The 20,499-nt window shown below is 47.5% G+C and carries 18 protein-coding genes; 6 read left to right on the top strand and 12 right to left on the bottom strand.

Annotated elements, in window-relative coordinates:
- Positions 1–27: 27 nt before the first annotated feature.
- The 8 genes from J2Z65_RS05415 to J2Z65_RS05380 form a co-directional block, all read right to left on the bottom strand.
- Positions 28–669 carry a methylthioribulose 1-phosphate dehydratase gene (locus tag J2Z65_RS05415; RefSeq protein WP_167053885.1) on the bottom strand — a complete coding sequence of 214 codons (642 nt, stop codon included), beginning with the start codon at positions 667–669 and terminating at the stop codon, positions 28–30.
- Positions 666–1,328 (bottom strand): 2-hydroxy-3-keto-5-methylthiopentenyl-1-phosphate phosphatase, encoded by a 663-nt coding sequence (locus J2Z65_RS05410; protein WP_167053887.1) that lies wholly within the window; start codon positions 1,326–1,328, stop codon positions 666–668. Before J2Z65_RS05410 ends, J2Z65_RS05415 begins: the two co-directional genes overlap by 4 nt.
- Complete coding sequence (locus tag J2Z65_RS05405) at positions 1,325–2,593, bottom strand: 2,3-diketo-5-methylthiopentyl-1-phosphate enolase (RefSeq protein WP_167053889.1); 1,269 nt, start codon at positions 2,591–2,593, stop codon at positions 1,325–1,327. The genes J2Z65_RS05410 and J2Z65_RS05405 overlap by 4 nt, the downstream gene beginning before the upstream one ends.
- A gap of 42 nt (positions 2,594–2,635) precedes the next feature.
- Entirely contained in the window at positions 2,636–3,505 is an 870-nt protein-coding gene (gene proC, locus J2Z65_RS05400) for a pyrroline-5-carboxylate reductase (protein ID WP_167053891.1), read from the bottom strand.
- A gap of 28 nt (positions 3,506–3,533) precedes the next feature.
- Positions 3,534–4,781, bottom strand: coding sequence for a glutamate-5-semialdehyde dehydrogenase (locus J2Z65_RS05395; protein ID WP_167053893.1), 1,248 nt, complete (start codon positions 4,779–4,781; stop codon positions 3,534–3,536).
- A complete protein-coding gene (locus J2Z65_RS05390) occupies positions 4,774–6,507 on the bottom strand; it encodes a proline--tRNA ligase (protein ID WP_167053895.1) in 1,734 nt (577 codons plus the stop codon). Before J2Z65_RS05390 ends, J2Z65_RS05395 begins: the two co-directional genes overlap by 8 nt.
- Before the next feature lie 31 nt (positions 6,508–6,538).
- The gene (gene proB, locus J2Z65_RS05385) at positions 6,539–7,639 is read right to left on the bottom strand and encodes a glutamate 5-kinase (RefSeq protein WP_167053897.1); all 1,101 of its coding nucleotides are present in this window, start codon (positions 7,637–7,639) and stop codon (positions 6,539–6,541) included.
- 393 nt (positions 7,640–8,032) lie between these two features.
- Positions 8,033–9,235, bottom strand: a complete 1,203-nt coding sequence (locus tag J2Z65_RS05380; protein WP_338111570.1) for a pyridoxal phosphate-dependent aminotransferase — start codon at positions 9,233–9,235, stop codon at positions 8,033–8,035.
- A gap of 153 nt (positions 9,236–9,388) precedes the next feature.
- Between J2Z65_RS05380 and J2Z65_RS05375 the strand changes: the two genes are divergently transcribed.
- The 3 genes from J2Z65_RS05375 (at position 9,389) to J2Z65_RS05365 (ending at position 12,549) form a co-directional block, all read left to right on the top strand.
- Positions 9,389–9,916 (top strand): DUF1572 family protein, encoded by a 528-nt coding sequence (locus J2Z65_RS05375; RefSeq protein ID WP_167053899.1) that lies wholly within the window; start codon positions 9,389–9,391, stop codon positions 9,914–9,916.
- Between the two features lie 84 nt (positions 9,917–10,000).
- Entirely contained in the window at positions 10,001–10,801 is an 801-nt protein-coding gene (locus J2Z65_RS05370; protein ID WP_240159518.1) for a carbon-nitrogen family hydrolase, read from the top strand.
- Between the two features lie 365 nt (positions 10,802–11,166).
- The gene (locus J2Z65_RS05365) at positions 11,167–12,549 is read left to right on the top strand and encodes a glycine--tRNA ligase (protein ID WP_167053901.1); all 1,383 of its coding nucleotides are present in this window, start codon (positions 11,167–11,169) and stop codon (positions 12,547–12,549) included.
- 55 nt (positions 12,550–12,604) lie between these two features.
- On the opposite strand, the gene J2Z65_RS05360 is transcribed toward J2Z65_RS05365, so the two are convergent.
- The 4 genes from J2Z65_RS05360 to J2Z65_RS05345 form a co-directional block, all read right to left on the bottom strand.
- Complete coding sequence (locus J2Z65_RS05360) at positions 12,605–13,096, bottom strand: cysteine dioxygenase (RefSeq protein WP_167053903.1); 492 nt, start codon at positions 13,094–13,096, stop codon at positions 12,605–12,607.
- Positions 13,097–13,327: 231 nt separating this feature from the next.
- Positions 13,328–14,203 carry an SDR family NAD(P)-dependent oxidoreductase gene (locus J2Z65_RS05355; protein ID WP_167053905.1) on the bottom strand — a complete coding sequence of 292 codons (876 nt, stop codon included), beginning with the start codon at positions 14,201–14,203 and terminating at the stop codon, positions 13,328–13,330.
- A gap of 124 nt (positions 14,204–14,327) precedes the next feature.
- The gene (locus J2Z65_RS05350; protein WP_167053907.1) at positions 14,328–15,299 is read right to left on the bottom strand and encodes a helix-turn-helix transcriptional regulator; all 972 of its coding nucleotides are present in this window, start codon (positions 15,297–15,299) and stop codon (positions 14,328–14,330) included.
- A gap of 24 nt (positions 15,300–15,323) precedes the next feature.
- A complete protein-coding gene (locus J2Z65_RS05345; protein WP_167053909.1) occupies positions 15,324–16,217 on the bottom strand; it encodes a LysR family transcriptional regulator in 894 nt (297 codons plus the stop codon).
- Between the two features lie 219 nt (positions 16,218–16,436).
- Here J2Z65_RS05345 and J2Z65_RS05340 point away from each other — a divergent pair, with 219 nt between their 5' ends.
- From J2Z65_RS05340 to leuD, 3 genes are all read left to right on the top strand, one after another.
- Positions 16,437–17,516 (top strand): hypothetical protein, encoded by a 1,080-nt coding sequence (locus tag J2Z65_RS05340; protein WP_167053911.1) that lies wholly within the window; start codon positions 16,437–16,439, stop codon positions 17,514–17,516.
- Positions 17,517–18,230: 714 nt separating this feature from the next.
- Positions 18,231–19,652 (top strand): 3-isopropylmalate dehydratase large subunit, encoded by a 1,422-nt coding sequence (gene leuC / locus J2Z65_RS05335; RefSeq protein ID WP_167053913.1) that lies wholly within the window; start codon positions 18,231–18,233, stop codon positions 19,650–19,652.
- A 27-nt stretch (positions 19,653–19,679) separates the two neighbouring features.
- Positions 19,680–20,285 (top strand): 3-isopropylmalate dehydratase small subunit, encoded by a 606-nt coding sequence (gene leuD, locus J2Z65_RS05330; protein WP_167053915.1) that lies wholly within the window; start codon positions 19,680–19,682, stop codon positions 20,283–20,285.
- Positions 20,286–20,499: the final 214 nt, after the last annotated feature.

Here is a 20,499-nt window from a genome sequence, read left to right as displayed (position 1 = left end):
TTGTGTATTTTATGCGTTATAAAGGAACTACAAGCCTTTGTTCAGCAAATGAGAGCGGTACACATATTCAAAAAGGAATTCGAAAGCTTCCAAATGACGTTTAGCTTCAAAGCTGTTTGCACCCCATGCATAAATGCCATGATTGCGCAGTACAATGCCTGGAATTCGGGGAATGATGGCATCTTCCACGAGCGCGGCGATACGAGGTATTTCCGCATAGTTCGGTAGAACCGGAATCTCGATTTGAGCATCTTCCTCCCAAATGTTAAACGCTTTGATAAGCTCAACACCTTTGACAGGAATGCTCTTACGCTCCCCATATAATTCGGAAATCAAATTATTGAAAATCGTATGCACATGAAAAATAGCGCCGGCGCCAGTCAAACGATAAATTTCGCTATGGATTAACGTTTCAGCCGATGGCTTTAGGCTAGTGGCTTCCGTAGCCACCCCTTTTTCATTCACAAGCAGGAAATCCTCCGGTGTTTGCACGGATTTATCTCTGCCGCTGGATGTAATGGCGAACGTGAATTGTTCAGGATCGAAGCTGCCTACACGTACGGATAAATTGCCGCTAGTCGCAGGGAACCAACCTCTTGCCGCTAGATTGGCTTTAATGTCACGCAGCTCGGCAAAAGCGCGTTGTTTCTCTTCCAGTAAAATGCTCATGCTACAGGTTCAGCCTCCAATTGCTTCATAATATCGAAGAAGTTATCGAATGGGTAATAAGCGTACCCCAGCTTCTCACACATATCGACAAGATGGGAGCGTGCAAAAATGGTATCTACCAGCTTAGCTCCTTCGAAATCTGTAATGCTATCCCCAATGATGATCCGCTCATACCGATTGGCATCATAGGAGCGAATAATGCTCGTTTTGCACATACCGCAGTCTGTTTGACAATGCTCATCACATTGATTTGGCCATAAAATTTCTATGACACTGCCTTCAAATGAAGAGGCATTGCAGTAAATGTGCTCATGTGGAATCGGGAAAGGCTTCAGAAGCGGGTAAATAAAGAAATCGATGCCTCCGCTAGTGATCAAAAGCTTGATGTTTTGCTCTTTGCAGTAATCCACAAATTGCTTGAAGCCATCCCGGATAACGGCATTCCCGATGGCGTATTCAACAATTTCATCTTTGCGCGACGTTGGCAGCAGGGCGAACATTTCGCCGACACCTTGACGGATTGAAATGCTTTTATCCAAAATGCGTTCCACAATCGCGTCCCATCCTGCTGGATTAAAATGCTTCATGATGGCCACGATGTTATCATTCACAGTAATGGTACCGTCAAAATCGCAAAAAATGATACGTTCCTTAGTCATTCTCTAATCCCCCAAGTGTCAATAGCTGATTGCAATTCTGGATGTGTTTGGGCGTAATCGCGAAGCTGAATACCTTGCAAAGTTGCATCGATTGCTTGTCTGAAAGCTCTACCTCCGGCGATTGTGCCAAGCGGATGTCCATGAATGCCTCCGCCAGCATTCACGATGACGTCTTGGCCGAAATCTCTCAGGATGAGAGGTACCAGGCCAGGATGTATACCGGCTGACGGCACAGGGAAGGAAGCGGCTAGCTTTAGTTGTGCATCTGCTGATGCATTATAGCTGTAATCGTTATGTAGATCATTTGTCAGCAACACATGTTTAATTGCTAGGTTTTCTTCTCTTGGCATGACCACAGAACCGTAAGGAGAAGGGAATAGCACTAGATCGGCTCCAGCTAATCGCATCAATTTACCTAGCAGCACAGAAGGGGAGATCCCGTAATGCGGTGAAGGATACGTTGCGCCTGCCATGGCTGGATGCGCCATAATCGGAATCGTAATTTCCGGATCAGCGCTCAGTTCATGCAGGACATCGAAGCCGTAAGCTAAAACGTTGAACAACAGGGCGTTAGCTCCTGCCCGAATCGCTTTTTTGGCTTGGGAGGCCAGCTTTGAAGTAGGGCCGGTCAAATTCACGGCGTACAGCAGCTTCTGACCGGTTTCTTTGGAGGCTTGTTCAGCTGCCTCCATACAAATCTCAATCCGTTTCTCAAGCGGAGTCAACGGATTCTCAAATAAGATTTCATCATCTTTAATGAGATCTACGCCGCCTGCCGCTTGCAAATAAAATTGTTCGCGCAGCGCCGGGAGTTCATAGCCGACAACGGATTTGAAGATGCTCATCAGCAGCGGGCGGTCATGCACGCCAAGGACGTCGCGCACGCCTTGCATACCGAATTTCGGTCCCGCGAATCCGGAGAGGAAATCAGTTGAGAACTTTAGGTCAATGAGCTTAATTTTGCCGTCCATCGACAGCTTGCCGAACACGGTGACTAACAGCGCAGGAATGTCTCTGCTGAAATTAACATCGGGATAAGCAATCGTAATATCGGCATAGCGGTTAGAACTAGACTCTCCTGGGGCAGGCTCGTGAACCTCAACGGAAACGACTTTCCCCAGATGTTTCTCCATTTGCGCTTTTTGCGCCTCCGGCAGCTCCGTCCAGGAGCCGACCGTCAAGCCGACAGCAATGCCTGTCGCTTTTTTATGAAAATCGGCTTTCTCATCGAAACTCCGATATGTGGCTAAACAATATGCACTCATCGAAAACGCTCACCTGCTTTACTAGAATAAGACCTCAATCATTTAGGACAATTTACTTACGGGACTTGGCGCCGCGATTTGCTCGCCCATTTCTTTGGCACGTTCCGCGGAGCGGAATACAGCCTTGGCAACAGCTTCCGTAAACTGGTAGCGATCGAGCATTTCAATGGAAGCTTGCGTAGCCCCATTTGGCGATGTTACTTTACGGCGAAGCTCAGCCGGATCTTCCTGGGTATGCTGAACCATATGAGCGGCTCCGAGTACGGTTTGAAGCGTTAATTGACGGGAATCCTCTTCAGTCAGACCGCCTTCAATTCCTGCTTTGATCATTGCTTCCATGAAATAGTAGACATAAGCAGGACCGCTGCCGGATACCCCCGTAAGTATTTCAAGCTTCTCTTCCTCAACGATGGAAACGATACCCACAGCTTCGAACATTTGGGTTGCGAGCTGCTTGAATGTATCATTAACTTTTGTGGAGAAGCTCATTCCTGTAGCTCCCAATCCAATCGTAGAGGATGTGTTCGGCATCGTTCTTGCGATCGGCATATTCGATTCCAACAGCGCCTCGATCTTGGCAATCGAGAGGCCGGCGATCACGGAAACGAGAAGTTGACCTTCATTCAAAAGCGGCTGAAGATCCGCGAAGGCCGTCACTACGTCTTTGGGCTTCATGCAGAGTACGACCACATCGGCTTCGCGCAGGAAAGTTTCTTTCACAGCCGGATCGGAAGTGGCTTGCAGACCATATTCAGAGCGTAAAAATGCTAAGCGGTCTTGATCTGAACGGTTCATGACATACACATTTTGCGGATTGGCTACCTTGGTTTGTATCAGGCCCCGGATGATGGCTTCCGACATGGAGCCGGCGCCTACAAAGGCAATTTTGGCTTGGGATAAAGTTGTGGACATCGAACATTCCTCCTCAAATTCCTTGAAATTATTGACGTATTTGTCCGCTTCCGTAAATGCGGTATTTGGTTGAAGTAAGTGCTGGCAGACCCATCGGTCCGCGAGCATGCAGTTTTTGAGTGGAGATGCCGATTTCCGCGCCGAATCCGAATTCAAAACCATCCGTGAAGCGCGTCGACGCATTGTGATAAACGGCTGCCGCATCGACCTCCTGTAGAAATCTTTCCGCATTCGAGGCATCTTCCGTCACAATACATTCCGAGTGCATGGTGCCGAATTCGCGAATGTGCTCAAGTGCTTCATCGAGATCCTTCACCACTTTGACGGATAAAATATAATCGCCGTATTCCGTTCCCCAATCCGCTGCTTCAGCAGTCAGCATGTTAGGTACAAGTGCTCTGGCGCGCTCGTCTCCTCTAAGTTCCACATTAGCGCCTGTGAAGGCGTCCGCGATAACGTTCAAATGCTTAGCCGCCGCTGCTTCATGCACAAGCAGGGTTTCCATCGCGTTGCAGACGGAAGGACGCTGAGCTTTGGCATTTAGACCAATTGCGATAGCCATTTCGAGCTGTGCGCTTTCGTCAATAAAAGTATGACATACACCTGCGCCTGTTTCAATGACAGGTACGGATGCGTTATTGACAACATTTTGAATAAGTGAATGCCCGCCTCTAGGGATGAGAACGTCGATTAAGCCATTGAGCTTCAGCATTTCATCGACAGAGCTGCGATCCGAACTAAGGATCAGCTGCAGAGCGTCGGCAGGAATGGCAGAGCGTTTAAGGGCACTGTGCAGAACCTCGACGATCTTTTCATTGGAAAATAGCGCGGAAGATCCGCCACGCAGCACGACGGCATTGCCTGTTTTTAGGCATAACCCTGCAGCATCCACGGTAACATTAGGTCTGGCTTCATAGATGATGCCGATAACGCCAAGTGGAACACGAATTTTACGGATGCGAAGACCATTCGGACGTTCAAAATCTTCTAGCGTATCTCCGATAGGATCTGGCAGCTCGGCGATTTGACGCAAACCTTCGGCAATGGCTGCAATGCGCGACTCATTCAGGGCAAGACGGTCGAGCAGGGAAGCGCTGGTGCCTAATTGTTTGCCTCGTTCCAGATCCTTTGCATTTGCTTCAATAATAGCTTGCTGTTCGGTGACAAGGGCGTCCGCCATAAGAAGCAGCGCTGTGTTTTTCTGTTCTGTTGTGAGATTGCCCATCGTTTGGGCAGCTTGTTTCGCTAATCTGGACTTTTGAACGACTTCACTCATGGGAAGATCGACCTCCTGTTTGGAAAAAGGTTTGGCAGTGCGTAAGAATTTGTTGGACCGTTAATTCATATTGTTGTCCGCTGCGGCGTTCCTTACATTCTACGATGTTCTCTCCGGCTTTCTTTCCGACGGTAATCCGTAGTGGGAAGCCGAGTAAGTCGGCATCGTTAAATTTAACGCCGGGACGTTCTTCACGATCATCCCAGAGGACTGTAAGACCTGCCCTAGATAACGACTTATAAATCTCATCCGATAATTTCATCTGAACCTCGTCTTGGACATGAACCGTTAGCAAATGAACGGCAAATGGAGCAATGGAGGCAGGCCATATAATTCCGCGCTCATCATAGTTCTGTTCCAGAATGGCGGCTAGCACACGTGAAACGCCAATCCCGTAACAACCCATGATGATGGGCTCTGACGCCCCATTCTCGTCGCTGAACAAAGCACCTAATGATTGACTGTATTTGGTTCCAAGCTTGAAAACATGCCCAACTTCGATCCCTTTGGCAAAAGAGAGTTGATGACCGCAGGACATGCAGCATTCGCCTTCCGTCACATTACGCAGGTCATGATAAGCTAAGTCAGCGAGATCTCGCTCTACATCTACATGTACGAGGTGATAATCCGCTTCATTGGCGCCAACGACGGCGTCCTGCAAACCCATCACCGATGAGTCAGCGATGATCTTGACGTTCTGAAGTCCGATTGGCCCGATGAATCCGGCAATGGAACCCAATTTTTGAATATCGGTTTCCGAAAGCATGATGAATTCTGAAGCGCCTAACACATTTTTTAATTTAATCTCATTGACTTCACAGTCGCCACGAAGGAGGACGATGACAGGCGCACCGTTTGCTTCAATTGCAATAGATTTAATGATCTGCTTAGGCGAGATAGGAAGGAATTCGCTCAGCTGTTTAATGCTTGTTACCTTTGGCGTGTGCACTTTTTTCGGCCGACCGTCCAGCTTTGGCTGCTTGCTTGCAGATGAAGGTGAAGGCGGCAACAGACCAACCGCTTTCTCCAAATTGGCTGCATATTGGCAGGAAGGGCAGTGGACGATCGTATCTTCGCCGATGTCCGCTAGTGCCATGAATTCGTGGGTATCCGTGCCGCCGATTGCGCCGGAATCGGCCTCAACCGCCCGGAAGTTTAAGCCGCAGCGTGTGAAAATGCGTTCATAAGCGTTGTACATGCTTTGATAGCTTTCATCAAGTCCGGTTGCGGTCCGGTCGAAGGAATACGCATCTTTCATTAAGAATTCGCGTCCGCGCAGCAAGCCGAATCTTGGTCTTCGCTCATCGCGGTATTTCGTTTGAATTTGATACAGTGTGACAGGCAGCTTTTTGTAGGACTGAATTTCGTCCTTCACGATCGTCGTTATGACTTCTTCATGGGTGGCGCCGAGGGCAAACTCCCGGCCATGCCGGTCTTCCAGGCGCATTAGTTCGGGACCATAGATGTCCCATCGTCCGGAGGCTTTCCATAATTCGGAAGGGTGCAGAGCCGGCATCAACATTTCCTGGGCACCGGCAGCGTCCAATTCTTCGCGAACAATGGTTTGGATATGTTGAAGAGCTTTAAGCCCTAACGGTAAGTAGGAGTAGATCCCGCTGGAGAGCTGCCGGACCAGACCAGCGCGCAGCATGAGCCGGTGGCTTGCGGCTTCGGCATCACCCGGGACGTCTCGCAAAGTTGGAATCAGCATTCGTTGTTGTCTCATAGATAGGCGTGCCTCGCTTTCACATTTGAATTTATGCCAGTGGAACCCATTCATCGCGGTGGATAACTTCGATTCTGGCTACTTCCACGCGCTTCTGTACTTCCTCGGTCGATAACCCCGCGGCGGCTTGTATTTGCCAAGCCGCATAGTTCACGACACCGCGTCCGAGTAGTAGGCCTTCTTTGCTCAGCACTTCAACCACGTCGCCGGGGTGGAAGTCGCCGGTAGCCCCGATAACGCCTGCGGGGAGCAGGCTTTTTCCACCGCTGACCAGGGCCGTTCGCGCACCCGGGTCGACGAGAATTTGCCCTTGGGGCAGCGAGTGGAAGCCGACCCATTGCTTCTTCACCGGCAAGTTGTTTAACGCCGTGTCAAAGTACGTGCCCTTGCCGCTGCCGCCAACAGCAATCGGCAGATCGCCGGGCTCTAATACGCGCCCGATAAACACCTGCACGCCTCCGCGCATCGCAATGCGGGCAGCCTCGACCTTCGAGCGCATTCCTCCGGTGCCGACTGCGCTCCCCGAGCCGCCAGCGAAGCTGAACAGCTCGTCGCTGATGGCGGCGACGCGGTCGATGCGCTGCGCGTTTGCGTTTTTGCGTGGATCGTCCGTGTACAGGCCGTCCATATCTGTAATGATGATCAATTTGCTCGCCTTCACCAAATTGCCGACTAGGGCTGACAACGTATCATTGTCGCCGAATTTCAGTTCATCCACCGAGACGGTGTCATTCTCGTTAATGATGGGAACGACGCCGCGCTGCAGCAGCTCGTCGATGGTCATCAGCGCGTTCTGGACGCGCTTGCGGTTCGAGAAATCGTACCGGGTCAGCAAAATTTGCGCCACGCTCACGCCATGGGACGCAAACGCTTCATGGTACGCTTGCATAAGCAACGCTTGCCCGACAGCGGCCGCGGCTTGCTTCTCGTGCAGCACCTTGGGCCGCGTGCGGTATCCAAGGGAAGTGAAGCCTGCGGCTACCGCTCCGGAGGTTACGAGCAGGACTTGGTTGCCGTCCTGCTGCAATTGCGCTAGTTCCGATGCGAAAAAACGGATTTTATCGGGATTTAAACCACCCGTATCTGAAGTTAAAGAGGAGCTGCCGATTTTCACGACGATGCGCTGTGTCATTACAATCCCATCCTTTGCTTTTGCAAATATGTAATATGTAGGTACAAAAAAAGACTCCCGTCCTCATAACATAAGGACGAAAGTCTGTAGCTTCCGCGGTACCACCTTAGATTGGCGCACACCGATAGCGGCTGCACCCAACTCTGGATTCCCTGGATAACAGCAGGGACTGTTCAACTCATCGTTGACGGTTCAGGGGCGGGTTCGGAATCGGTTCACGGCAAGCTCTCTCAGTCGGTGGAGCTTACTCTCTGGTTACGTGCTGCACGTTCCTACTATTCCCATCATAACATTGCGATATAGAAGTTTTGGAAGACTTCCTTTTTTGGTTCTATATAGAATAGCACGGGGTACAAGTGTTTGTAAAGAAGCAGCTGCCTCTAATTTTTCCGCTTAGCCGAATAGATTTAGCTTCCCGATGCGCTGCACGGCTTCTGCCAGTCTTTCTTCCGAGGATAAAAGACCTAGACGTACATAGCCTTCTCCGTGGGTGCCGAAGCCAATGCCTGGCGCTACGACTACCTTTGCTTCTTGGAGAAGCAGATCGGCAAGGCTTTGCGATGTGTGCCCCTTCGGAACAGGCAGCCAAGAGAAGAAGGAGCCTTGGGACGGACGGGCGTTCCAGCCAATGCTTGCTAATGCGGTATACAGGGCATTGCGGCGGCTTTCATAAACATCGCGCAGTTCAGTTACGCAGTCTTGCGAGGCGGTCAACGCCGTTGCTGCCGCAGCTTGAATGCCTCCGAACAAGGAGCAGTAATAATGATCCTGCATCAAATTAATGAGGCGGATGACTTCCCGGTTGCCGAGCGCAAAGCCTACGCGCCAGCCAGCCATGTTATACGTTTTGGAAAGCGTATAGAACTCGATGCCGACTTCTTTGGCCCCTGGCGTTTGCAAGAAGCTAATGGGCTTTTGTCCGTCGAATCCGATTGCGCCATAAGCGAAATCACTGGCGACAACTACGCCATTCTTCTGTGCGAACTGGACCGTTTCTTCATAAAAGGAAGCGGGGGCCGTTGCACCGGTCGGATTGTTCGGGTAGTTGATGAACATGAGCTTCGCACGATCCAGATCCGATTGCTTCAAAGCGGAGTAATCCGAAAGAAAGTTATTTTCTTCGCGCAAGGGCATAAAGGCCATTTCCGCGCCGGCTAGCGCAACGCCAGACCAATAATCCGGATAGCCCGGGTCAGGCACAAGACAAACATCGCCAGGGTTCAGCAAGCACTGAGCGATCTCGATGAGTCCCGTTTTGCCGCCAAAAAGGATTGCCACTTCGGTGTCCGGGTCAAGATCGACATTGTGATCTTCTTTGTAACGTTGGGCGATAGCTTGCTTCAGAAAAGGAAATCCGCTGAAGGGCGGGTATTTATGATACAAAGGGTTAGCGGCCGCTTCCTGCATTGAAGCTACGATATGAGGCGGCGTTGGGCGATCCGGGTTGCCTTGCCCGAGATTGATGACATCATGACCTAACGCAATTTGTTCGTTCGCTTTGCCAACTAGCGTTGCGAAGAATTGCGTAGGCAAACCTTTCATTCGTTCGGCAGGCTGTATGGAAAATGCACTTGTTTTAGTAGATAGAATCGTCACGTTTTAATTCACACTCCGGAGGTCGGGATTTTAATTAATAACCTAAATGTAACATGATTAGTCTTTTTTTCATAGTGATGAAAAAAATCGATTTTACATCTTGCATAGCTTGTCATACAGTTAGTTCAAATGCTGGGAAAGGTGATGAGAGCCATGTCTGATCAATCACAAGTTGCACAAGTTTTTCTGGAGGAGTCGATTCGTGCTTTTGCGAGTATGAAAAAACTGGCGGATCAAGCATTTGCGCAGGCAGCAGACGAGCATTTTTATCAAACCTTAGATGAAGAGTCGAACTCTTTGGAAGTGTTGATCAAACACATGCATGGGAATATGTTATCCCGCTGGATTGATTTTCTAACATCGGACGGAGAGAAGGAGACGCGGGAGCGCGACAATGAATTTGAAAGCAGCCATTTCACGCGGGAAGAGCTCATTTCATTATGGGAGGCGGGGTGGAAGGTGCTTTTTGATGCTTTAAACGCGCTTACGCCAGATGATGTTCTGAGTATTGTGCACATCCGCGACCAAGAGTTAACCGTTATTCAGGCCATTCAGCGTCAGGTTTCTCATTATGGTTATCATGTGGGTCAAATCGTTTTTCTGAGCAAACACTGGGCAAATACAGGGTGGAAAACCCTCAGCATTGCCAGAGGTCAATCGAAAACTTTTAAACCGTCCTGAGCGGACTTGGGTTCAAACAGATTTTCGATTATGATGGATAACATAGTATTGGCTTTTATGCCCACCGGAAGGAGTATTTACAGCATGCCAGAATCACAACAGCTTCAACTAGCCCTTATTCAAATGGATATCACGATCGGTGAGCCGGACACGAACTTTGCGCGATTGGAAAAACTTCTTCAAGAAGCGGTTCAAAACGACCCTAAACCGGATGTGATCGTTTTTCCAGAAATGTGGAACACCGGCTACGCCTTGACCGAAATTGAGCAGCTGGCTGACTCGAATGGGGAACGGACGAGATCGTTCTTGAGCGGTTTTGCCAAAGCGAACAGCGTTAATATTATTGGCGGCTCGATTGCCGATAAAAAAGATGACCGTGTGCTGAACACTATATATGCGTTTGATCGCGAAGGCGCTGAAATTGCGGAGTATTCCAAAATTCATTTATTCCGCCTGATGGACGAGGAAAAGTTTCTTCATAGCGGAGACCGGCTTGGCCGATTTGAGCTGGAAGGTGTTCCAGCCGGCGCGATGATTTGTTATGACATTCGCTTTCCTGAGCTGGCACGCAAATTAGCGCTGGATGGTGCGAGAATTTTATTCGTTCCTGCGGAGTGGCCGCACCCGCGTTTGCATCACTGGCGCACGCTGCTCATGGCTAGAGCGATCGAGAATCAAATGTATGTCGTTTCTTGCAACCGGGTAGGAACGAGTGGAACGACAGATTTTTTTGGACATTCCATGGTGATTGACCCTTGGGGCGAAGTGCTCGTGGAAGGCGATGAAAGCGAAGCGATTTTGCGTGCGACGATCGATTTAGAGGAAGTTGTGCGTGTAAGAGCCAAAATTCCTGTCTTTGAGGACCGCAGGCCGCATTTATATTAATTTCTAAAAATGTGCTTTTGGGATTTGATTTTTTGTCGGTTATTTTGTAAACTAAAGCCAATTGAATGATCAATTGTGGCTGTGAAGGATAAATAGTACTTGAACAACTTCTTGTTCAGCGAGCTGGGGACGGTGAGAGCCCAGACAGAAGCCCAAGGAAAAGGCTATCCGGAGCCAATACGATAAAGGGGATACATGGCTTTTACAGGTGTATCAACTAGGGTGGAACCGCGGGTGCGTAAGGCTCTCGTCCCTAGGCATTATTTGATGCCTTTGGATGTGGAGCTTTTTTTGCGTGTACTCCTATCCAAACGGACGTCTAAGGTCGTTGACCCATTACGAGAAGCTGAAGGAGCGAAAGAACAATGAGTGTTACTATGGATCAAGTTGTTGCATTAGCAAAGCACAGAGGTTTTGTATTCCCAGGTTCCGAAATTTATGGCGGTTTGGCCAATACATGGGATTACGGTCCTCTGGGCGTAGAACTGAAAAATAACATCAAGCGCGCTTGGTGGAAAAAATTCGTTCAGGAATCCCCGTATAACGTAGGTCTTGACGCCGCGATTCTGATGAACCCGCAGGCATGGGTAGCCTCCGGTCACGTAGGAAACTTCAACGATCCAATGATCGATTGCAAAAACTGTAAAGCCCGTCACCGCGCTGATAAGCTGATTGAGAACAAACTTGCTGAAAAAGATATCGAAATCGTCGTAGACGGTATGACATTCGATGATATGATGAAACTGATTGTCGAGAATAACATTGTTTGCCCGGATTGCGGCAGCAAGGATTTCACGGACATTCGTCAGTTCAACCTGATGTTCAAAACGTTCCAAGGCGTTACAGAAGCAAGTTCCAACGTCGTTTACTTGCGTCCGGAAACAGCACAAGGTATTTTTGTAAACTTTAAGAACGTACAGCGTACCATGCGTAAAAAGCTTCCATTTGGTATCGGTCAAATCGGTAAAAGCTTCCGTAACGAAATCACGCCGGGTAACTTTACGTTCCGTACACGCGAATTTGAACAAATGGAGCTTGAGTTCTTCTGCAAACCAGGTGAGGATATGAAATGGTTCGAGTACTGGAGAAGCTTCTGCCATAACTGGCTGCTGTCGTTAGGCGCTAAAGATGAAAACCTTCGCTTGCGCGACCACAATGAAGATGAATTGTCTCACTACAGTAATGCTACCACAGATATTGAGTATAAATTCCCATTTGGCTGGGGCGAGCTTTGGGGTATAGCGGATCGTACGGATTTCGATTTGAAACAGCACATGGAGCATTCCGGCGAAGACTTCAACTATATCGATCAAGAAACGAATGAGCGTTACGTCCCTTACTGCATTGAGCCGTCCCTTGGCGCAGACCGTGTGACATTGGCGCTTCTGATCGATGCATTCGAAGAGCAGAAGCTGGAAGGTGATGACAGCCGTACAGTGCTTCATTTCCATCCTGCGCTTGCTCCGATCAAAGCTGCTATTTTCCCGCTTTCCAAGAAATTAAATGAAGGCGCACAAGCAGTATTCGCGGATCTTGCCAAATATTTCATGGTTGATTATGATGATACAGGTTCGATCGGTAAAAGATATCGCCGTCATGATGAAATCGGTACGCCTTTCTGTATCACTTACGACTTCGAGTCCGAAACAGACGGCCAAGTAACGGTGCGTGACCGTGACACGATGGAACAAACCCGGATGCCGATTGCTGACTTAAAAGCATTCATCGAAAATTCGCTTCAATTTTAAAGCAAAACCCTCTGCAAGCCGCCTATTAAGGCGCTTTCTGCAGAGGGTTTTATTTTTATATAACATAATCGAGGACTTCGCTGTAAGGGAGGTAACGGTGGACGTCGCGAAGCGGCGGACTATAGACGTGAATGGAAACGGCGGGCTCATGGAATGGATTGCTAAGCTGATGAATCTGATCTTGCGGAGCTGTAAAGAAATCACCTGTCTTTATGAAATCATCGTTTTCCACCACAGGATAACCATACTTGTCCAGTTGGTATTTGGAATTGACGATATTTCCTTGAACCAAACAAGCAGCTCCTATGGAAGCTCCATGATTATGAATCGCTGTTGCAGCAGAAGGTGGGATGTGAATGATAATGACTTCAAGATGCGCAGTGCTATAAATGACATTGCGGCCATAAGGTAGCTGCCCTGGTTCGGTTTTATAGGCAGGCACCTCACAGAGTAAGCTGCTTAGCGATTGAAGCGCTGATCTTAATTGATCTAATGAAGGGTCTTGCAATTTACAGAATGTCTGTTCAATTGCTCTTACTAACATCATGGTTTCGGCCTCCTAGGCTTTAAGTATCTCTTTATCAAAAATAATTAGAGAAACGATAAGTTTTTATTATATTGTATGCGTCCGGAGTTTAAAGGGTTAGGGCAATTGACATAATTTTGAAAATATATGGGCTATCAAGGCAATAAAAAAGGCGGCTGGAAATCGCAGCTTTTCACATTGCCGCATCCAACCGCCTAATTGTATTCAAAAATGGTGTATGAAGGTGAACGATTATACACGAAACGGGGGCATACGCCTGCCATCCGTATCAGTGAAATCATAGGTTTCAGCTAATGTGCCAACTTCAAGCAGCTTTCCTGTCTGAAGATGAACCAGAGGATCGGAGGCTAGCGCGACTACGGCGCGTCCGATATACTCAACGGATTCCGTCGGATGCAAATCTTCAATTTTCATGAAGTCAGGGTCTCCCGGTTCGAGGCCGTAATGTTTATAGACAGCTTCTGTGCGCATCCATCCTGGGGCTAGTGCGAGCGCTGTCACCTCAAGGTGTTGATCTTTGAGATTCAGAGACATAGCTCGAGTCATCGTCACAACCGCCCGTTTCACTGTGTCATAAAACACATTCACAGGGTAGTTTCCGCCGATGTCGGAATAAACACCAGTGTTAATGATAAGCCCGCGATTTTGCTCCAGAAAGAAGGTGGACATGGCACAGCGGCTGGATACCATTTGGGCCCGTAAGCCGGCATTAAACATGTTGTCCCAACGTTTCATGGGCTGCTCCCAAAATGGCACCAAAAAATCAACATCGTCATAGTTTTCGTAACCGCCCCATGCGTTGTTGACGAGAAGATCAAGTGTGCCCTGTTCCTTTTTTATCCGCTCGTACAGCTCTTTGACATCCTCTTCAACTGTATGATCACAACGAACGGCAACCCCGACGCCGCCGCGTGCCGTCACTTCATCCGCCGTATCCTCAATCGTGCCTGCAAGATCATCTCTCGTAGTCTGCAATCTCGTGCTGCGCCCTGTCACATAAACCGTTGCACCTGCCTCTCCGAGTGCCAAAGCAATGCCTTTGCCTCCGCCACGACTGGACCCTGTAACGAGCGCTACCCGTCCTTGCAGTTTTTTTGTATTCGCCATCGCTAAGTTCTGCCTCCTTCACTAAGTTACCCTTCATGTACAGACTACCTCAATACCATGACAACTCTTGTCAAGGATTATATATACATCAATAAACATTCGAATACTTCCCATCCAAGAACGGTCAAGTCTGTACAATACCATATGCTCGTTGCATGGCCTGAATTTGCTCGCGAATCCAAACCGCCATTTCCATCGGCTCCTCAACGAGGGCATCGGCACCCATGCTTAGAAAATATTTCGAAAAATATGGCAGATTACTTCGGTGCATGTCAGTCAGCAGTTCCCCGCTGCCATCGGCGTGAAGGGTCACATTCCCCTCCATGTCGTTACCTCGCTCATAGGCTCGGACGCCGGCAGGGGTGAGTTTGACGCGAAGCCTGATGAGCTCGGAGGAATCTGCTGTATGTCTTAGCCCTGCTGTCAACCAATCAAGAATGGTATAGTGCTTGAGATCTTTGCTCGGATGGTCCGGCATGGCTCGTTCCAAGGTTTGCACACGATCTGCGCGAAACAGCAAAATGCGATCTTTTTGAAAGCAATAGGAAGGGAAATACCAGAAGCCGTTTGAGGAATAAATGCCAATAGGTTGAATCGTTCTAGCTGTAGTGCCATCTTTGGATGCATACGTCATATGAAGGGGAAGACCATCGATAGAAGCCTCCAGTAATTGTTCCAAGAAAGGGGAACTAAGAGTCCGGTGTGGCGTCCAAAATGAAACGCGCTCCTTAAGCGCGTCGATTCTTGATTTCGTATCCGTCGGAAGATAGTGATAAAACTTATTCAGAGCGGATTCCGATTCTGCTGTAAAAGGCAGCGCTCCATAAAATTGGAGCGACTGAAAGGCGAAGAACATCGCTACAGCTTCTTGTTCCGTGAACAAAATAGGAGGGAGCATTCGCTTTTTTAATAAGCGGTAGCCCCCATGCGGCCCAAATTCCGTGTATAGCGGCATTCCGAGCTCGATCAACTCCTGTAAATCGCGGTGCATAGTCCGCTCTGAAACGCCGAACTCCTCGGCGAGTTCTTTTGTCGTGAACCTCATACGCTCATTGACAGTCATCATAAGCTGAATTAATCGTTGTGTCTTATTCAAGGCGTTCCTCCTCTGACTCTTCGGCTACCCGATTGTCTGCATGACCTCTTTCATCGTGCTGACGAAAGCTTCGGCTGCTTTGGAGAGATATCTGCCTTTGCGATAGGCGATAACAAGTGTACGTGCAGGTCTGCCTTCTAAAGCAAGATGAATGGGAGACAACTCGTTGAGGCTCCGTTTTGAAATTAAAAACGGCACAAAAGCGATCCCCATACCGACAGCGACGAGTGACTGTACAGTTTCCATGTTGCTAGACTCAAAAACGATGTTAGGGACAATACCTGCGTTTTGGCAGAGATCCAAAGTAAGTTTTCGAAAGCCTTGCCCTTTCTTCAAGGCAATGAAAGCCTCCTTTTCCAATTGCGAGATGCTGATCGGTTCTTTGCTCTGGGTCAGCGGATGACGAGGTGGCACGGCGAGAACAATTTCTTCTTCCAGCAGTGTTTCGTAAACGAGAGAATCTTCCCTCAAAGGTAAAGACAGCAGTGAGATATCAGTTTGCCCATTCATCGTCAATGTCTCAAGATTCGCAGAAGTTTCTTCGACGAGCGAAATCTCAATATCGGGATAAGCGGCTTGGAACACAGGGACAACGAAAGGAAGGATGGTCGATCCCGTAATTGGCATGCTGCCGATGACAAGACGGCCTTTTTTCATTTGGGAAATGTCTTCCATCTCTTTTTTGAGCTGTTCCACCATATCGAGTATTTTTTGCGATTTTTCTACAAATAAGGAGCCTGCGTGAGTAAGTTCAACGGAGTTGGTGCTTCGCTGAAAAAGGAGGACGCCGATCTCCTTCTCAAGCTTGGACAACTGCTGGCTGAGAGAAGGCTGGGCGATATGCAGTTTTTCTGCGGCACGCGAAAAGTTACGTTCGATGGCGATTTGAATCGCGTATTGCAATTGTCGTAATTCCAATGTATTTACATCTCCTAATGGAATGATAAAGATCTTGTTTATTGTTTTAAACTATAAAGGAACTTGCAGGTTTATTTCATCATCTATCATGAACGTATTTTATCATAACCAATCATGTGATGAGAGAACGAATTTGCAAAAAAATCTGTTTACAAATTTATCCAATAAAATTATGATAATATAGTTAAATTATGGAAATAGGTATTGGGAGTGAGCACCTTGAAGCATAAAATATCAACTTCAATCGTTCTTGTTAGTTTGCTAATGTGTCAGGGCGCATATGCAGAATCATTGAACAATTCGGATTTAGACCTATTAAATTGGGATCATCCGGCAGAAATAAGTTTCAATGCTTCCGCTATCGAAAAAAAGATTGTATCGACACAAGCTGATTTCGAGTGGTCGTCCAAACAGCTGCAGCAATTTCAAACGTCTGACCCGATCAAACAATTTAACCCAGCTCTGCGATTCAAAACAGATGATCAGGATGTTTTAAGATCCAAATTAATGATTTCCAACGTGCCTGGTGCAAAATTCGAAAGGAAAGATGCGTTGTATGAGCATGGCGAAGAAATCATGTTAACTGTCATGGATTCAACGGAATTAAAGTCGAATAAATCATATATATTCAGCACATCGTGGTTACGCACAAGCAAAAGTAATTCAAACGTCATGCTGCAGACATTGCAAAGATATTCTCAACCCAATGGCGCCTTATATAATATCGATAAAACAGAGGATCAGATCTCGAAGATTGATGTAAATGACGCGCCTGTTTCAGACAAAGAGTATCGAGATTACCATTTATCGGAAAAATTTGACGGTCCTTTTTATCAATATCAGGATGGTGAAGCAAACAAGCAAGTGAAAAGCTATGCTCTGATTAATTCGAAAGAAAAACTTGATGCGTACAAAAGTGAAAGAGCAAAGAACTTGAAATTCTCAAACGATGGTGATAGCGTCCAATTTGCAATTACGTTCAACAAGCCTGTTTCACCGGAAGGGTTGAAAAAATTAGCAGAAGCTTATAATCTTACAATTTCTCAGATATATGCAGCTGGAATGAAAGAAAATAACGAAGAATATACTGTGAGCTGGTATGATACGGGGATGGACGCGATCTATTTACTTGGTCCGCGATTTGTTACATTTACAATTACAGAACTGGAAGGCACAGCGAAAGCAGAGGATCTAAAACGAATCAGTGAGTTATCAAGTGTGGATGTTATTGATATTGAACAGACAACCGGGAAGTCTCCAACGGGAGTTCATTGGTTAAACAATCGCTATGCGAAATAAAAGAGGGGGCTTTCTCGCCAGTCGTATATCGGCTTGCGGGAAAGCCCTCTTTGCGTAAGGGAATAGATTTCATTTATACAAACGCGCTCGTCCTCACGAAATTTGGCTATTTGCTTAAATAAGGGAGTGTAGTTCCCATAGTACAGTCGAACAGACCTAATGGGCGTTAACGTAGTCTCGGTTCTCGCGAACGGACAGAGAAGCCCTAACTCGATGGAAAAGGAGCTCTTCGAACATGTAACGGATACCAGCACTGTTACTTGCTCACATGGGAACTGATTTCGTCCCGTAATCGGCAAATAAGATCTCTAGTGTCAGTTAGCAGAGAGACACGACGCTTTTCGCGAATGTAACGGACGCTGTGTCCGAAGCGTGACGGACCTATGATTCTTCCAGCTAGTTTTTCCGCGTGCAGACCCCCCCCCCGCACTTGAAACCATCCTCCCAGGAGTTAAGGGCAAAAATAACCAAAAACAGAAGCGAGGCCACATCTTGTATGACAAAGGTCTTCGCAGACATGAATACAAGATTACTGATGTACATCAAACCTAATCGGAGTGTCATGTCGATTTTCACTGACGGTTATTCCTATAGGATTAATCTATCAAGCTTATAGTTATTATATCTTGGAGCAATGACGATAATCATGCTAAACTACGTTATGAGGGTAAGACATTAACAAATTGAGCGGATAATGACAAGAGGTGACTGGATATGAGTAAAAAGACGATGTTCGAAAAAATCTGGGATAATCACGTAATTAACCAGGAAGAAGGCAAACCTAGCGTTATTTATATCGACTTGCAGCTGGTACATGAAGTAACATCGCCGCAAGCATTTGAAGGACTTCGTTTGTCGGGCCGTAAAGTTCGCAGACCTGATTTGACTTTCGCAACGATGGATCATAACGTTCCAACGAAGGATCGTTTCAATATTACGGATCCAATTTCCAAGCAACAAATTGATACACTTTCCCAAAACTGCCGTGATTTCGGCGTTACTTTATTCGATCTTGACAGCATCGACCAAGGTGTCGTGCACGTTATGGGACCTGAGCTTGGACTTACGCATCCGGGCAAAACGATCGTTTGCGGCGACAGCCACACATCGACACACGGTGCTTTCGGGGCGTTGGCATTCGGTATTGGTACAAGTGAAGTGGAGCACGTTCTTGCAACGCAAACACTTCAACAGTCCAGAGCGAAATCGCTGGAAGTTCGTATTACCGGAAGTTTGAAACCGGGCGTAACAGCGAAAGACTTGATCCTTGGTGTTATTGCGAAATATGGCACGGATTTTGCGACCGGCTATGTTATCGAGTACACGGGCGAAGCAATTCGCGGTCTTTCCATGGAAGAGCGTATGACAGTTTGTAACATGTCCATTGAAGGTGGGGCTAGAGCAGGTTTGATTGCTCCTGACGAAACAACTTTCAACTACCTGCGTGGTCGTGAATATGTACCGCAAGGTGCTGATTTCGATGCAGCAGTAGCAGAGTGGTCTAAACTTGTTACTGACGAAGGCGCTGAGTTTGACTGGGTATTGGAGTTTGACGCAGACACTTTGATTCCACAAGTAACCTGGGGAACTAGCCCGGGCATGGGAACTAGCGTTACTGCCCTTGTTCCAGATCCACAAAGCTTTGAAACCGAAAATGAACGTAAAGCTGCTGAAAAAGCGCTTGAATATATGGATTTAACACCAGGTACACCAATGACAGATCTGAAAGTTGATTATGTTTTCATCGGCTCCTGTACGAATGGACGTATCGAAGATCTTCGCGCAGCGGCGAAAATCGCTCAAGGCTACTCCGTAGATCCTAGTGTTACAGCTATCGTTGTTCCAGGATCCGGCCGCGTCAAAATTCAAGCTGAAAAAGAAGGCTTGGACAAAATCTTCACGGCTGCAGGCTTCGAATGGCGTGATGCGGGCTGCAGTATGTGTTTGGCTATGAACCCAGACGTTCTGCAACCAGGACAACGCTGTGCCTCTACTTCCAACCGTAACTTCGAAGGCCGTCAAGGCCGCGGCGGACGTACGCATCTGGTTTCTCCAGCGATGGCTGTTGCTGCAGCGATCAAAGGTCATTTCTACGATGTTCGTGATTGGGAAATCAAAGAATACCAACAAGCTTAATTTTGGCTGATTAAGGAGAATGAAAACATGGAAGCTTTCAAACAACATACAGGCCTAGTCGGCCCTGTCGATCGTGTCAATGTAGATACAGATGCAATTATTCCTAAACAATTTCTAAAAAGAATCGAGCGCTCCGGTTTCGGCCAATTCCTTTTCTTCGAATGGAGATGGGATGAAGCGGGTAACGTGATTGAGAGCTTTCCTCTGAACCAGGATCGCTACCAAGGCGCCTCCGTGTTGCTTTCCAGAGCGAACTTCGGCTGCGGATCTTCCCGTGAGCACGCGCCATGGGCGATTCAAGATTTTGGCTTCCGAGTCATTATCGCCCCTTCTTATGCGGATATTTTTTACAACAACTGCTTCAAAAACAGCATTTTGCCGATCAAGCTATCGGAAGAGCAAGTGGATGAACTGTTCAACCGTACAGCGCAATATGAAGGCTACAAGCTGAATGTTGATCTTGAAAACAATAAACTGACTGACAACTACGGGTTGGAAATTAGCTTCAATATCGATGAGCACCGCCGTCAATTCTTGCTGCAAGGCTTGGATGATATCGGTTTGACATTACAGCATGAAGAAAAAATTACAGCATACGAGCAAGCGCACGCGAAGCGTTTGGCTTATAAATAAGTTCTAATCGAAGACGCATCTCTATGGGGATTCCATGGAATGCGTCTTTTTTTGTTGTTTTTTTATGCAACTTTTGGTAGTTTGCTACGTCTAATAGATTACTAGATTGTCGAACGAACGGAGGTTATGCTGTCGGGCAAAGTGACTATTTTAGCATTAAAGACAATTGCTGCTAGGTTTTGAGAGATGGTTATCTCATTTTTTGTGATTACGA

This window comes from Paenibacillus aceris, assembly GCF_017874035.1.
In the GTDB taxonomy this organism is placed as follows: Bacteria; Bacillota; Bacilli; order Paenibacillales; family NBRC-103111; genus Paenibacillus_E; species Paenibacillus_E aceris.
The sequence above is the reverse complement of the archived record's forward strand: the minus strand, read 5'-3'. Positions and strand labels throughout refer to the sequence as shown.